The 13,805-nt window shown below is 60.3% G+C and carries 12 protein-coding genes and 4 pseudogenes; 2 read left to right on the top strand and 14 right to left on the bottom strand.

Features of this window, described 5'->3' with window-relative positions:
* Nucleotides 1-14 precede the first annotated feature (14 nt).
* The 4 genes and pseudogenes from OMP40_RS19460 to ytxJ all read right to left on the bottom strand — a co-directional run bounded on the left by OMP40_RS19460 (nucleotide 15) and on the right by ytxJ (nucleotide 2,882).
* Nucleotides 15-140, bottom strand: coding sequence for a hypothetical protein (locus tag OMP40_RS19460; protein WP_277533837.1), 126 nt, complete (start codon nucleotides 138-140; stop codon nucleotides 15-17).
* A 64-nt stretch (nucleotides 141-204) separates the two neighbouring features.
* Nucleotides 205-1,584, bottom strand: coding sequence for a sensor histidine kinase (locus tag OMP40_RS19455; protein WP_277533836.1), 1,380 nt, complete (start codon nucleotides 1,582-1,584; stop codon nucleotides 205-207).
* Nucleotides 1,581-2,259: pseudogene (locus OMP40_RS19450) on the bottom strand (response regulator transcription factor). Before OMP40_RS19450 ends, OMP40_RS19455 begins: the two are co-directional and overlap by 4 nt.
* A 284-nt stretch (nucleotides 2,260-2,543) precedes the next feature.
* Entirely contained in the window at nucleotides 2,544-2,882 is a 339-nt protein-coding gene (gene ytxJ / locus OMP40_RS19445) for a bacillithiol system redox-active protein YtxJ (protein WP_277533834.1), read from the bottom strand.
* Between the two features lie 237 nt (nucleotides 2,883-3,119).
* On the opposite strand from ytxJ, the gene OMP40_RS19440 reads away from it, so the two are divergent.
* Complete coding sequence (locus tag OMP40_RS19440) at nucleotides 3,120-5,150, top strand: Na+/H+ antiporter (protein ID WP_277533832.1); 2,031 nt, start codon at nucleotides 3,120-3,122, stop codon at nucleotides 5,148-5,150.
* On the opposite strand, the gene OMP40_RS19435 is transcribed toward OMP40_RS19440, so the two are convergent.
* The 3 genes and pseudogenes from OMP40_RS19435 to OMP40_RS19425 all read right to left on the bottom strand — a co-directional run bounded on the left by OMP40_RS19435 (nucleotide 5,147) and on the right by OMP40_RS19425 (nucleotide 7,691).
* Nucleotides 5,147-5,728, bottom strand: coding sequence for a DUF4304 domain-containing protein (locus tag OMP40_RS19435; RefSeq protein ID WP_277534903.1), 582 nt, complete (start codon nucleotides 5,726-5,728; stop codon nucleotides 5,147-5,149). The genes OMP40_RS19440 and OMP40_RS19435 overlap by 4 nt on opposite strands.
* A 155-nt stretch (nucleotides 5,729-5,883) precedes the next feature.
* Nucleotides 5,884-6,739: pseudogene (locus tag OMP40_RS19430) on the bottom strand (MBL fold metallo-hydrolase).
* Nucleotides 6,740-6,860: 121 nt separating this feature from the next.
* Nucleotides 6,861-7,691: an SDR family oxidoreductase gene (locus tag OMP40_RS19425; RefSeq protein ID WP_277533831.1), complete on the bottom strand. Its 831-nt coding sequence runs from the start codon at nucleotides 7,689-7,691 to the stop codon at nucleotides 6,861-6,863.
* A 91-nt stretch (nucleotides 7,692-7,782) separates the two neighbouring features.
* On the opposite strand from OMP40_RS19425, the gene OMP40_RS19420 reads away from it, so the two are divergent.
* The gene (locus tag OMP40_RS19420) at nucleotides 7,783-8,163 is read left to right on the top strand and encodes a MerR family transcriptional regulator (RefSeq protein WP_277533830.1); all 381 of its coding nucleotides are present in this window, start codon (nucleotides 7,783-7,785) and stop codon (nucleotides 8,161-8,163) included.
* A 58-nt stretch (nucleotides 8,164-8,221) separates the two neighbouring features.
* Here OMP40_RS19420 and OMP40_RS19415 read toward each other — a convergent pair whose 3' ends face one another.
* The 7 genes and pseudogenes from OMP40_RS19415 to OMP40_RS19385 form a co-directional block, all read right to left on the bottom strand.
* Nucleotides 8,222-8,398, bottom strand: a complete 177-nt coding sequence (locus tag OMP40_RS19415; RefSeq protein WP_277533828.1) for a hypothetical protein — start codon at nucleotides 8,396-8,398, stop codon at nucleotides 8,222-8,224.
* 34 nt (nucleotides 8,399-8,432) lie between these two features.
* Nucleotides 8,433-9,035: an alpha/beta fold hydrolase gene (locus OMP40_RS19410; protein WP_277533826.1), complete on the bottom strand. Its 603-nt coding sequence runs from the start codon at nucleotides 9,033-9,035 to the stop codon at nucleotides 8,433-8,435.
* An 88-nt stretch (nucleotides 9,036-9,123) separates the two neighbouring features.
* A complete protein-coding gene (locus OMP40_RS19405) occupies nucleotides 9,124-9,927 on the bottom strand; it encodes an MBL fold metallo-hydrolase (protein ID WP_277533824.1) in 804 nt (267 codons plus the stop codon).
* 123 nt (nucleotides 9,928-10,050) lie between these two features.
* Nucleotides 10,051-11,109, bottom strand: a complete 1,059-nt coding sequence (locus OMP40_RS19400) for an ABC transporter substrate-binding protein (protein WP_277534901.1) — start codon at nucleotides 11,107-11,109, stop codon at nucleotides 10,051-10,053.
* A gap of 70 nt (nucleotides 11,110-11,179) precedes the next feature.
* A pseudogene (locus OMP40_RS19395) lies at nucleotides 11,180-11,719 on the bottom strand (ABC transporter permease); the annotation flags it as partial.
* Between the two features lie 157 nt (nucleotides 11,720-11,876).
* A pseudogene (locus OMP40_RS19390) lies at nucleotides 11,877-12,718 on the bottom strand (ABC transporter ATP-binding protein).
* Between the two features lie 35 nt (nucleotides 12,719-12,753).
* Nucleotides 12,754-13,437, bottom strand: coding sequence for a Crp/Fnr family transcriptional regulator (locus OMP40_RS19385; RefSeq protein WP_277533822.1), 684 nt, complete (start codon nucleotides 13,435-13,437; stop codon nucleotides 12,754-12,756).
* Nucleotides 13,438-13,805: the final 368 nt, after the last annotated feature.

Raw genomic sequence — 13,805 nt, 5'->3', positions numbered from 1 at the left:
TCGAAGCCGCGTTGTCATAAGCAAGCCCCCCGCGCTAGCCCGGTGACGAACAGGACCAGAAAGGCGACCAGCAGGATGATCGCGGCGATGAGCGAATAACGGACTTTGGCAAATCTCATTTCCCGAATCGCCAGATACATTGCGCTTCCCTCCCTTGATGACTCCAGTTTAGGAAGCGAATATAAACGGCGCGTAAATAACAAGTTACAAATGGGGCAGCGTGACCGTAAAGCGCGTGCCGACGCCCGGCGCGCTGTCGACTTCGATCGTACCTCCGTGCAGCTGCACGATTTTTTTCACGATGGCCAGTCCTAGGCCCGTCCGTCCCGATGCGCGTTCCCGCGCGCGGTCGGCCCGGTAGAAGCGGTCGAACAGAAAGGGCAGATGCTCCGCGGCGATGCCTTCCCCGTTATCCGCGACGACGATGCGCGTGTACGCCTGCGTCTGCTCCGCCCGGACTTCGATCGCCCGGCCTGGCGCGATATGGTTCGCCGCATTGCCCAGCAGATTGGTCCACACCTGCATCAGCAGCACTTCGTCGCCGTCGATCGCAATGCCGTTCGGGACGGACAGCTTAAGCAGCAGCTCCTTCTCTTCCAGCTGCCACTGCAGCATCTCCGCGGCCTGACGGACGTGGCCGCTTAAGGCGATACGCTTCGTGTTCAGCGCATCCTCCCCTTGGTCGAGCGTGGACAGCAGCAGCAACTGCTTGCTAAGCATGGACAGGTGTCGGCTCTCGGCTTCGACGATGGAGGCATACTGTTCGCGTTCTTCCTGCGGCAGATCGTGCCGCGCCAACACCTTGGCGAAGCCCTGGATGGCGGCGAGCGGCGATTGGATCTCGTGCGATACGTTCGATACGAACTGCTGGCGCGCCTGGTCGACCCGCTCCAGCTCCCCGGCCATCGTCATAAAGTGCCCGGCCAGTTGACCGATCTCGTCGCGTCTGCCGGTGGCCAGACGAAGCTTGTACTGCCCTTGCGCGAGCCGCTTGGTCGCTTCGGTCAGCTTCGTGATCGGCTTGACGATATAGCGGGTGCTGATCAAAAAGAAAACGATGCTGATCAGAATCGTCAGCAGGCCGACCAGGGCGAAGAAGGTACGCAGCTCGCCGAACTGCAGCAGCACGTCCGGCCGCATGAACAGCGCGTAGCGCTTCGCGGACGATCGGACGGGCACGCCTACAGTGTTGCTCAACCGATTGTCGAAGAAGCCCGAGATGAACGGCTTGTTCGGGAACTGCGCCACGCCATGGTAGACGCCGCCGTCAAGGACCCGGTCGATATCCTGTTCGTTCAGGTCCTGAACGCGGAAGCTTCGTCCGTAAAATCGCGACTCCTCTTGCCCGTCCGTCACGTAGATCTCGTACCCCAGGTCCGCGGCATGGCGGAGGTAACGCTCCATATTGGCCGGCTCCGCCTCGATGAAGCCTTTCATCTGTTCGGCGATGGACACGAGCTTCTTGTCGTTGAAGGGTTTGAGCTTGACATGGTAGTAAAGGTTGGACGCAAGGAAGCCAAGTACGCTGCTGGCCAGAATGACCGCTAACGCGATCAGAAACACGCGATAGTAGAGCGTCTTCATTTGTCCGCCACCACGAGCTTGTAGCCGATCCCGCGGATCGTCTGGATGGCGAAGTCGTCGGCGTAATCGGCGAACCTTTGGCGCAGACGGTTAATGTGCACGTCGACCGTCCGCTCCTCCCCTTCATAATCCGCTCCCCCACACGAGCCGGATCAGCTCGTCGCGCGCGAACAGGCGCCCCGGATACTGGGCCAGTTGGGCCAGCAGCTCGAATTCCTTCAGCGGCAGCAAAAACACCGACTGGCCATCGGACACTTCGACGTTCTTGCGATCGATGGCAATGCGATGCATCCGAATAACGTCGCTCGATACGCGGTTGTAGCGGCGGAACAAGGCCTTCACGCGAAAGAGCAGCTCCTCCGGCTCGAAGGGCTTGGTCACGTAGTCGTCCGTCCCTTTCCGATAGCCCTGCGCCTTGTCCGACAGCTGGTCCTTGGCCGTCAGCATGATGATCGGAATGTCGTACTGCTGCCGGATGTGCTCGCACAGCTCGAGTCCGTCCATATGCGGCATCATGACATCGATGATCGCGATGTCGATCGGCATCCGCTCCAGCACCTTGACCGCCTCTACCCCGTCCTGCGCCTCGTGCACGCCGAAGCCTTCGAGAGTCATGACATAGCGGACCAGCGCTCGAATGCTCGGATCGTCGTCTGCCAGCAGCAGATGGTTCATTGCGGTTACCCCCCGTTTCTTTGCCTGCTTTCTTGTTAGCATAGCAGAAATCGGGGCATGCGCATGCATCGCAAGATTAGAAAAGCCACCCGGAAGGTGGCATAGAGTGGTATGGTAAGCTCAAAGAATAGGCTCAAAGAAAATAACCCGCCTAGGTTCGCGCCATTGCGGGTTACTTTATCGGTCGCTCGACTGGAGGTAACCCAACCGAAGCAGTTGTGCGGGAAGTGGAGTTGGCGCATCGGCTTCATTGCCGCGATAGCCGCGGCTATCGCCGGATTAAGTTAGTCCAGCACGGCCGTCATATGCGCCTTGGTCACGGCCCAGTGCGTGGCGCTCCAATACTTGGCCTTATCCTTCACGTAAATGATCTGGGGCGATTCGTGCTTGACGTTCAAGTCCTCCGCGATCTGATTCGACACGGGGCGGGATTCGATGACTTTGACCAGCGTATAGTCTACGTCCGGATTCGGCGCAGCCTTCAGGTACGCTTCGTATTCGCTCAGCGCATTGGCGCTGACGGGGCACGTCGTGCTGTGCTTTAAAATAACCTGTCCGCGTTCGGCGGACTTGGCCAGCAGCGCATTCCACTCGTCGATCGTCGAAATTTCTCTCCAGGTCATCGTCTTACCTTCTTTCGTCGATTGAAGATCCAATATTGGCTTGAATTGTATCATATCGCGGGACAGGACGAAAGCGAGCCATTGCCGCGCGTTGGCGTACCCGCTTTGTTTTCGATGCTGTTCGCCTCTTCCGCATCCGCCCGGATGAAGTATAATAATTCCATGCAACTCGAAGGCTACACGGAAGACGTAGTCCGACGATCACAGCTTTGTAAAAAGGGGACGTTCAGAGCCGCCATGGAATTATTTTTTACGATCTTGATCCTGCTCGCGCTGGTTGGCGTATCCAACATCTTGAGCGGCAAATTCCCGCTCGTGCCCGTGCCGCTCATGCAGATCGCGCTCGGCATGATCGTCGCCGCCGTCCCGTCGGGCCTGCATATGCATCTCGAGCCCGAGCTGTTCTTCGTGCTGTTCATCGCGCCGCTGCTGTATAACGACGGCAAGCACGCGTCTCGATCCGAGCTATGGAAGCTCCGCGTCCCGATCCTTGTACTCGCAGTGGGCTTGGTGTTCGCGACCGTGTTCTTGATCGGCTATGCCATCCATTGGATGATCCCGTCGATCCCGCTGCCCGTCGCGTTCGGTCTCGCGGCGATCCTGTCGCCGACGGACGCCGTCGCGGTGAGCAGCCTCGCGGGCCGCATCCGGCTGCCGAACAACCTTATGCACCTGCTCGAAGGCGAGGCGCTCATGAACGACGCGTCGGGCCTCGTCGCCTTCAAGTTCGCGATCGCCGCCGCGCTCACCGGCAGCTTCTCGCTGGCGAACGCAAGCGTCAGCTTCCTCTTCATCGCCATCGGCGGTCTCGGGATCGGCGCGGTGACGGCGCTGCTCGTCTCCGGCTTCCGGGTGTGGCTCCGCCGGTCGGGTCTCGAGGACGAGACGATGCATATGCTCATTCACCTCTTGACGCCGTTCGCGCTGTACATGATCGCCGAGCGGCTCGGCGTATCCGGCATCCTGGCCGCCGTCGCCGGCGGCGTCGTGCATGCGATCGAGCGCGACCGGATGTCCAGCATCAAGCCTTTGTCCAACGAACTGTCGGATAACACGTGGTCCGTCATCGTATTCATCCTTAACGGACTGGTGTTCGTCATTCTCGGCCTGCAGCTGCCGAGCGTGTTCAACGAGGTATTCCGGGAGCCGACGCTGAACAACGGCGAGGTGATCGCTTACGCGGTCGTCATCTTCCTCATGCTGCTCGTGCTGCGTTTTCTATGGGCGCTGGCCTTCTCAAGGGGCGGTCGATGGATCGGCAAGAAGACGGCGACCAACGTCAAGGTCTCGTTCCGAAAGCTCGCGATGACCGCCCTGTCCGGCGTGCGCGGCGCGGTGACGCTCGCCGGCGCCTTCTCGATCCCGCTGCTGTTGGACAACGGGGCGCCGTTCCCCGAACGAAGCCTCGTCATTTTCCTGTCGGCCGTCGTCATCCTGCTGTCGCTCATCGCCGCGAGCGCGCTTCTGCCGCTGTTCGCGCAGCAGCCTGCGCACAACAAAGCGGCGGAGCTCGCGGCTGCGGAGCGCAAGGGAGAACGGCTGATCATGGGCGCCGCCATCCGCGCCGTCCACTCCGCGACGACCGAAGACAATGAAGTCGAGGCGGCGTCCGTCATCTCCGATTACGAGCGCTGGCGCAGAAATCCGGAATTGGACATGCTGCGCATGCAGCACGGAAAATTCGAGTTGGAAGAGCGGGAGCTGCGACTCAAAGCGATCGACGAGGAACGGCGCACGGTGAACAAGCTGCTGCGGGAAGACCGGATCACCGAGACGCAAGCCGTGCTGTTCCAAACGAACCTGGAGCAAATGTCGATGGTATTGTCCGTTCGCACGAATTTGTTCGCGCTGCTGGTAAAATTCTGGGCGCGCGAACTGAAGGCGATGTTGACCAAGCAAGAATCCCGATTCAAGGCGATACGGGACTTGTCGCAGGCGGATCGGGAAGCGATCCGAGGTCTGAAGGTGCAGACGTGCGAGGCGGCGCTGTCCTCCCTCCGCTCGGAACGCAAATGCGAAGCCAGGTCGGCAGTCATGAGCCAGTACGAGCATATCCTGTCGAAGCTGACGACGCCTTACTCGTTCGGCAAGCAGCCCGCGGGCAACGAAGAGGTGCGGCGCGACCTGCAGTGGATCGCCATTCAAGCCGAGCGGGACGAGGTGCAGTCGCTGTTCGAGCGCAACGAAATCACGCGCGACGTCGCCAACAAGCTGCGCCGCACGATTCGAACGCGCGAAGCGACGTTATTGAGCGAGGCGCTAGACTAGGATTCGTACGGTACGCCGTATTTGCTGAAGATCGCTCGGTATTTAAGATCGAAAATCGCCCAGCGGTTTTCCGCCCCGTGCTTGTCCTTCAGCGCCTCCAAATAGCGCCTGGCCGCTGCCTCGTCACCGGATTGCAGCAGCAACTCGAAGCTCTCCTCGCCCAGATGCAAATAGGGTCCTGCGACATAATAATCGACGATGGATCTGGCGCTGGTCATCGTATCGTAGAATCGAACGACTTCATCCAATCCGTTGAGCAGCGTGTCTCTTAAGTCGTTCATATTCGTATCGGGCGTTAGGGAAAATCGCGCCGGAACAGCCCGGGCCAGCTCCTCGATTCTTGCTCGGAAGTGACACTCCGGCTCCTGGGGCGCCGTTTGAATCTCCTTTGACTGCAAGTGCGCTAATTTCGCCGCGTAAATGCCGAAATTCACGTAAAACATCACATGATCCGCCGAATTGCCGGCGGATTTTTGGAAGTTGAACATATAGATGAGATCATCCGCGCTTTTGCTGAAATTCAAACCTTTTCTGGCAAAGCCGCGCTCGGCAAGGAACGGCTTGACGTCCTGCTTCATCAGGTCGTTAAAACGCTGCTGCAACGCAATCCCTCCCCGTTTTATACGAATTACACTAAAAAAATCCCACCCGAAAACAATCGCGACGGGGCTCTTCAGCTCGCAGACCGGTCCAAAAGGTGCTGTAAGAGCAAAAATCGAGGTTTGGATAAAAATCAGATTAAATACCCGTTCGCGAATTCGTCGATGACCAGCAGCTCGTCTTCCGTAAGCGCCCGCTGCACGGCATTCCGGTAGGCCTCGGTCACGCTCGTTGTATCCCCCCTTAAAGCGGTCCGTCAAGACTGCGACGGCTCTGAGCATGGCCGCTTCTTGATCGAATTCCGCTTTGGCGATCGGCAGTCCGTGCGAGAGCACGTACGTTTCTGCATCGAAGGCGGCCAGCCGGTCGAGCAGTCGCAGGGTCTCGCCGATTTTATAATTCCTGTTCGCCGCGTAGATATCTGAATAAATGCAGTCTCCGAGAAATAAAATCTTCTCTTCTTTGACGTAGACGACGACGGAATCCGGCGCGTGGCTGCCCCCCACCTGCTGCAGGATGCAGGTGACGCCTCCCAGATCGATTTGCAGTCGTTCCTCGAATCCGACCTGCGGCAATACGATCTTCATGTCTCTTTGACCGACGAACTCTTTCTTAATGGCATCCGCGCAAAACTGAATTTCCGTTCCTTCCCTGACTCTCGCGTCCAGCGCCTCGTCCGACCAGGATAGCGGCATGAGCTTCTCGATTGCCTTCCTCGTATCGCCGGATGCGATCGACACGGTATCCGCGAGCGCGGACAGACCGAAAATATGATCCCAATGCCAGTGCGTCAGCACGACCAGATCAGGCCGGGGGACGCCCCTTTCGCTGAGCTCGTGCAAAAAGCATCGGGCATGGCGCTCCGAGTTGCCCGCATCGATCATCAAAGTCTTGTCGTCGCCCGCGACCACTCCCAATACGGGCCGGTCGGTCTCTGCTACTGGCGTCATGTACCAGACACGCTGGCCGATTCGCTCGATCGCATGCATGAAGGGTCCTCCTATTTAAAAGACGTCGATCAGACCGCCGACGAGACGACCCTCGCATTAATCATCTTACGAACGGAAAGACCCCTTTCGCAAGGGGCCTTTCCGTTGAGATGCACAGTTTTTACTTCGAGAAGTAATGTCCTTGCTCGAGATCCGGGATCAGCGCGGCGTGCACCGGACGCCACCCCAGGAGCGCCTGCGTCTGCGCGCTCGACCGCGGGATATCGAGCCCCGCCAGCATGCCGAGGAAGCCGAAGTGGGCGCTCGCTTCTTCGCGCGGGATGCTGACCGTCGGCACGTTAAGGCGCTTGCCGATGATACTCGCGATGTCGCGGAAGGGCACGCCCTCGTCGTGCACGCCGTCCAGCCGCGCGCCTGCCGGAGCGGACTCCGCAGCCAAGCGGAACAGCGTCGCCGCATCGAGACGGTGTACGGCCGGCCAACGGTTGGTGCCGTCGCCGACATAGGCGGCTGCGCCCTTTTCGCGGGCGATGTCGATCAGCCTCGGCACGAAGCCCTTGTCGCCTTCCCCGTGCACGGTCGGCGCAAGCGATACGATCGATGCCCGCACGCCTTGCGACGTCAAAGCCAGCGCCGCCTGCTCCGACGCTTCCCCGTTCGCGTGCGCCGTCATGACAAACGGCTTGCCTGAACCCTTGAGCGCCTCGCCCATCGCTTCGACGGCGCGGAGATCCATGCCGAGCGAACCCGCGAAGTCGGAGAAGTCGTGCCTGAACGCCAGGTGAATGACCCCGTCCGCGGCAGCCGCTCCGCTCCGAAGGCCGTCCAGATCTTCAAGCGATCCCGCATGCGCCTCGGCTCCCGCTTCCGCAAGCGCCGCCGCGCCGCGGTCCGAACGCGTTAGGCCGACGACCCGATGACCTGCCCGGATAAGCTCGCCTACCACGGCCGAACCGATATACCCCGTTGCTCCCGTTACGAAAATTTTCATTCCGATCTCTCCCTTTGCTTTTGATCATCACGGCTCTACTGTAAACTATAGAGTGGACTCTAAAGCAAGCCGTCGATAAGGAGCGTCGCGAATGAAAATTCAGGAACTCGCCGAAAGGATCGGATTATCGGTTCACGCCATTCGTTACTATGAAAAGGAAGAGCTGTTGGACGAGCGTCACGTTCGGCGGGATCGGAACAACTATCGCCATTACTCCGACGAAGCGATCGAGCGTCTGAAGCTGGTCAAGAGATTCCAGAGCGTCGGCTGCTCGCTCACGGAATTGAAGCAAATCCTGCAGGGTCTGGACTCGAACGCGACGACCACGCAGCAAGGGATCGACTGGGTTTTATCCAAAATCAAAGAAATCGAACGCAAAAAGGAAGAATACGATCAGGTGCTGGCCACGCTTAACAAGATGCTGGAATACAAAATCGCCAGACAGGGCGACGCGGGGGAAAAGCATCGCTGACTCGATTATATGGATGCGATCGGGCGGCGGCATGCGATAATGCAGGCAATGTCGACGTTCAGTCCCGCCCCGCCTCGTAGAGCTTTTGCGCCACCATGGCCGGCCTCGTGCGCGAATCCGTCATGTGGTCCCCATCGCCGACGATCAACCGGAACAGGCCCAGACGCGAGGACATATGCGGATGCCAGCCGAAGCCTTCTCCTTGCGGCAATACATTGTCTTGATAGAAGTACACATAGCTTTTGGGCGTCGTCAGCGCATAGAACGCTTTAAGATCCAGTTTCTCGAAAAGCGGCTTGGCCGGCTCCGGAGAGGCGGTTGCGTAGATCCATCTCGCCACGTCCAAAGCGGCCGTATTCACGAACGAATCCCGGAACAGCGGAAAAGGAAGCATAATCGTATCGTCCCCCCGAGCTTGCCCGAAGCTGCTCGAAGCCTTGCCTCGTCTGCGGCGTCACCTCGTCCGCAAGCGATTCGCCGTCCTTCAATACGAAGGCATCCCAGAAGACGAGACGCTTAAGGCGCGCAGATACCTGTTCGGCCGCCTTCTGAACGACCGTGCCGCCGAAGCTGTGCCCGACAAGAACGATATCCCGCAAGTTCAGCTTTGTTATAAAGTCGACGACGGACTGCGTGATCATCGCGTGCGTGACCTGTTTGTTCGGATCTTCTCCATGCCCGGCATATTCCGGCGTATAGACGACATGCCCGTTCGCGCGCAGCGCCGCAGCTATATCGTCCCAGAAGCGAGCGTCCGCCCAAGCGCCATGCACGAGCACGAAGGTAAGCCGCTGCAGCGCATGCTGCCCATACTGCCCATACCGATAGTCAACGCAGGGGAAGCGACGAATTTCCGGATAATAAGGATACATGCTCAAACACCTCTCGAATCTGCATGGGATCAGCTTATGCCCAGTGCAGCCCAGAGGTGCCCGCAGCCCCTGCCTTCAACGATGGTCGCTATTTTAATACGAAAGCCATCAAGTCCCGTCCGACCGTGATCGGACCCGCGTAAATATCGGCCATTCCCGCGATGTACGCCTGCTCCGCCGCAGGATTCGCCTCCGGCGCGGGAATGTGATGCGTGAGCACGAGATGCCGGACGCCCGCGCGCTGCGCGATGCCCGCTGCCTCCAGCGTCGTCGTATGATACTTCGCGGGGTTCGACAGCGCCTTCTCGTGCTGAGGATAGCGCGCGATTAGGGCGTCCAGCCAGGGCTTGTTGTACGCCTCGTGAACGAGCAGATCCGCCCCGGCCGCATGCTTCTCCATGCTCGCCACCGGAATCGTGTCGCCGGAAATGACGGCCGTCTTGCCGTTATACTCGAACTTGTAGGCGACGGCCGGGTACACCGGACGATGGTCCACTTCGAAGGCCGTGATCCGGATGCCGTCCTTGTCGTAGACGACGCCTTCGTTGCGCTCCGTATATTCGATTCGCGAGCCCGCTTCGTCCGACAGGTTGTAGCTGATGCGCAGCTTCACGTCGAACTCGAAGGATTCCCGCATTTTTCCAATGATCGCCTTCGTCGTCTCCGGTCCGTATACGTGCATGGGCACCGACCGGCCCTCGAAGACACGCTCCGCCGTAATATGCGTGCGCCAGCTCGTGATGAACACGTCGAAAAATCCGCCGTTGTGGTCGTAATGGTGATGGGTGAACAAAACATCCGATATCCGCTGCGGCATGATGCCCGCCTTGACCAGTTGATCCACCGCGGCGCCGCCGCAATCGACGAGGAACGCCTTGTCTCCCGCGAGCACCGCGACCCCGGGCTTCGCGCGCCCGTAGAAGGCCCGGGGGGGACCCCGTTCCGAGCAGAACGACGGTCAGATTCGGGTGGTAGTCCGGGCGCAAATCGCGCTGCGGCTGAATGTAGAACTCAGTCATCGCTGTCTTCCCTCTCTTCGTCGGTCTATTTGCCTTCCTGCGTCTCCTTCAGCAGCGACAGATCGTACAAGCCTGTCAGATCCAGGCCGTCCGCGCCGACGTCCTTGATGTAGCCGGCATCGACCGCCACCTGCCCCATCGCCTGCAAGGCGTCCTGATCGATGTTCGTCGTCAGGCTGAGGCGCGAGAGCGTCGCCTTGATCAATTCGACGTCCAGACCCTTGCCCGTCAGCTCCTTCAGCTCGTCGCTGACGAGCGTGTACGTGTCGTCCGGGCGATCCTTGATGAACTGGATGGCGTCCTCGTTGGCGAGAAGCACCGACTTGGCCAGATCCCGATGCGCCTTCAGGAAGCCGTCGCTTGCGACGACGATCGTCAGCGGATAGTTCCCCCTTGTTCGGCGGCACCTGGTCCCAATCGACGGCGATCTCGCCGATGCCTTCGTTCGCGATCTGCGTGCCCCACGGTTCGGGCAGCAGCGCCGCGTCTACCTGGCCTTGCTTCATGGCCGTCAGCGTATCCGCGGGCGCCATCGCGATGATCTGCACCCCGCTCTTGTCGCTCGTCACCTTAAGGCCCTGCTCCTGAAGCAGCAGACGGAGCGAGATCTCGTTCGTGCTCCCCTTGGTCGGGATGGCGACCAGCTTGCCGGACAGGTCCTTGACGCCCGCCACGCCGGCGCCCTTCCTCGCCACGAGCACGGCGCCGCCGTTGTTCGCACCGGACAGAATCTTGATGTTCTTGCTTCTGACGTATTGGTTGATGACCGGGCTCGGCCCTACGTAGCCGATGTCGATCTCGCCCGTCGCCATCGCGGTCGAGAAGTCGGAACCGTTGTTGAAGCCTTGTACTTCAAGCTTCACGTTCGCGCCGAGACGGTCCTGCAGATAGCCCTTCTTGATCGCGACGAAGGCCGGCGCATGGGTTACGTTTTTGAGCAGGCCGATCTTCACCGTGATCGGGTCGGCCGACTTGGCGCCGCCGCTCTCCGAAGCAGAAGAACCGGAGGATGCGGATGAGCCGGATGAGCCGCACCCGGACAGCAAGGCCAGCATCAAGACGAGGACAAAACTAGAATAGATCGCTTTTTTTAAACATGAAGCATTCTCCTTTTCCCATTTAAGCTTAGGCTTTGGCCGTCTGGAGCCCGTACAGCGTCAAGACCCGATCCTCGATGCGCTTGAAAACGAGGTGGTCGGAAATCGTGCCGAGAATCGCGATCACGAGCACGATGCAGAGCATGAGCGACGTGTCGCCGAGGCTCCGCCCCTCCTCCAGCAGTTGCCCGAGCCCGACGCCGCGCGCGATAAGCTCGCCGGAGACGAGCGCCCGCCAGGCGAACGCCCAGGCCATGCGCATGCCGGTGATAAGCTGCGGGATCGCGGCGGGGACCATCACCTGATAGAAGAGACGGAGCCCGCGGCCCGTCCCGAACATCTGCGCGGACTTCACATAGATCGGCGGGATGTTCTTGATGCCGCTCCGGCTCGCGATCGCCATCGTCCAGGTCGCCCCGATCGTCGTGATGAACACGACGGCGAAGTCGTTCAGCCCGAACCAGATGATCGCAAAAGGCAGCCACGCGATGCTCGGCACCGTCTGCAGCGCGACGACGACGAAGCCGAACGTCTCGTCCAGCAGCCGGCTCCGGGCGAACAGGACGCCAAGCGTCACGCCGATGGCGCACGACAGCGCGAACGCGACGAGGATGCGCCGCAGGCTGCCGAGCGTCGCCTTGAGCAGTTGGCCGTCAACCATTCCGTCGTAGAATGTCCGCATCGTCTGCAGCGCCGACGGGAAGCGCCAGCCCCAGTGCATCGTCCTATATGCCGTCTCCCATATGATGAGCAGCAGAAGGAGAAAGAGCGCTTTTCTCCAAAGTGTAGTCATCGCCGTACTCCTCCTTCGCCACCTTCTCCAGCTCGGCGGCCAATGTATCCATGATCCGACTCTCGATATGGTGCAGCACGGAATCGCCCGGCTCCCGCGGACGCGCCGCCTGCACACGAAACTCTTTTTTTGATCCGCCCCGGCCGGGTGGACATGACGAGCACCCGCTCCGACAGCGTGACCGCCTCCCGGATGTTGTGCGTGATAAACAGGATCGTCTTCCGCGTGCTCAGCCAGATCTGCTCCAACTCCCTGTGCAGCAGCAGCCTCGTCTGCTCGTCCAGCGCGGCGAACGGCTCGTCCATGAGCAGAATCTCCGGGTCCATGACGAGCGCGCGCGCGATCGCCACCCGCTGCTTCATCCCCCCCCGACAGCTCGTGAGGATAGCGGTCCGCGAACTTGCCCAGATGAACGGTTCGAATCTGCTCCATGGCCCGCTCGCGGCGCTCCTTTTTGCCGATCCCCTTCTGCTTGAGACCGAACGCCACGTTCTCCAGTACGGTAAGCCAGGGATACAGCGCATGGTCCTGAAACACGACGATCCGGTCGGGCCCGGGAGCCGTGACGACCTTGCCGTTCGCTTCGACGCGGCCGCGATCCGCCCGTTCCAGTCCCGCCACCAGGTTAAGCAGCGTAGACTTGCCGCAGCCCGAAGGACCGAGGACGGAGACGAACTCTCCCCTCCCGATCTCGAAGTCGATGTCTTCCAATGCCGTGTAGCCGACGCCGCCCCGCTGCGCGAACGTCTTGCCGACGCCTTCTAACCGGATCATGCTCCGCCACCTCCAACGCTTTCTTTGTCGTGTCGTTATAAGCGCGCTTCGAACGCGTCCGTATCGAAAATGACGACCTGCTTCTTCTCGTAGCGGACGATGCCGTCGTCCCGCCACCGCCCGAGCGTCTCGGTCACCGTCTGCCTGCTGCAGCCGATCACGTAAGAGATCTCCTCGTGGCTCAGCGGAAGCGTGACGACCGTCTCCTTCCCCGAACGCACGCCGAGCTGCAGCAAAAGCTGCGCCAGCCGCCAGGCCACCGGCCGGGACACGAGCGTCTCCACGTAGCGCTGCGTCTGCAGCAGCCGGCGGGCGTTGGCGACCGTCAGCGCGTAAAGGGCGTCCGGATGCTGCCTAAGCAATCCGATGAAGGAAGCAGCGGGAATCGAGAGAATGCGGCTGTCCGTGATGCATCGCGCGTAACGCTGCCGCTTCTGCCCCGTCAGCACCTCGGCCGCGCCGAACACCTCGCCCTTGTGGCGCAGGAACAAAGTGATGCTCTGACCCTCCTGCGCGAACTGCGAGATTTTCACCAGCCCGTCCTGGACGAAATAAATCTCCTGGCTCTCCTCTTCGCTTCTGAAGATAAAAGCGTTCTTCTTCACGTCGCGCGACGCGCCGAACGTCTCGAAGAGCTTCGCCAACGCGAGCTGCTCGGCTGCCTCGGCGCGATTCGAGGCGGTTTCTTGCGCATCGCCCCGCACGCCCGCTTCGTTCATCGTCGTCGCGCCCCTCTCCGAATGTTAATTCATTGTTTGTTTATCGGTATTTATGATTATAGAGGATCGTTCGAGGAGAAAACAGTCGGCTACCCGACAAAATATCAAGCATCTGCGACAAAATGTACGCGAAGCTGCGATGTGGCCGGTAGGGAACGGGGGGGTTGCCCGTTGCTTGGAAATCAAGGCGCGGCTGGGAGCGATATAGGAAGTCGGACACGCGCCATGCGCCCAATCTCTGCCGAGGGGAGCCAAGGGCTGCTGAAGCGCCGGGGGCGGAGGACGGCGGGCGGAGCGGCAGATACGGCGCGGGCGGGAGTTCCGGCGGGTGGCGAGGGCTTTAAAAGCGCAGGCGGGAGTTCCGGCGG

The organism is Cohnella rhizosphaerae (genome assembly GCF_029525575.1).
Taxonomy (GTDB): Bacteria; Bacillota; Bacilli; order Paenibacillales; family Paenibacillaceae; genus Cohnella; species Cohnella rhizosphaerae.
This window is presented reverse-complemented; position numbering and strand designations above follow the sequence as displayed.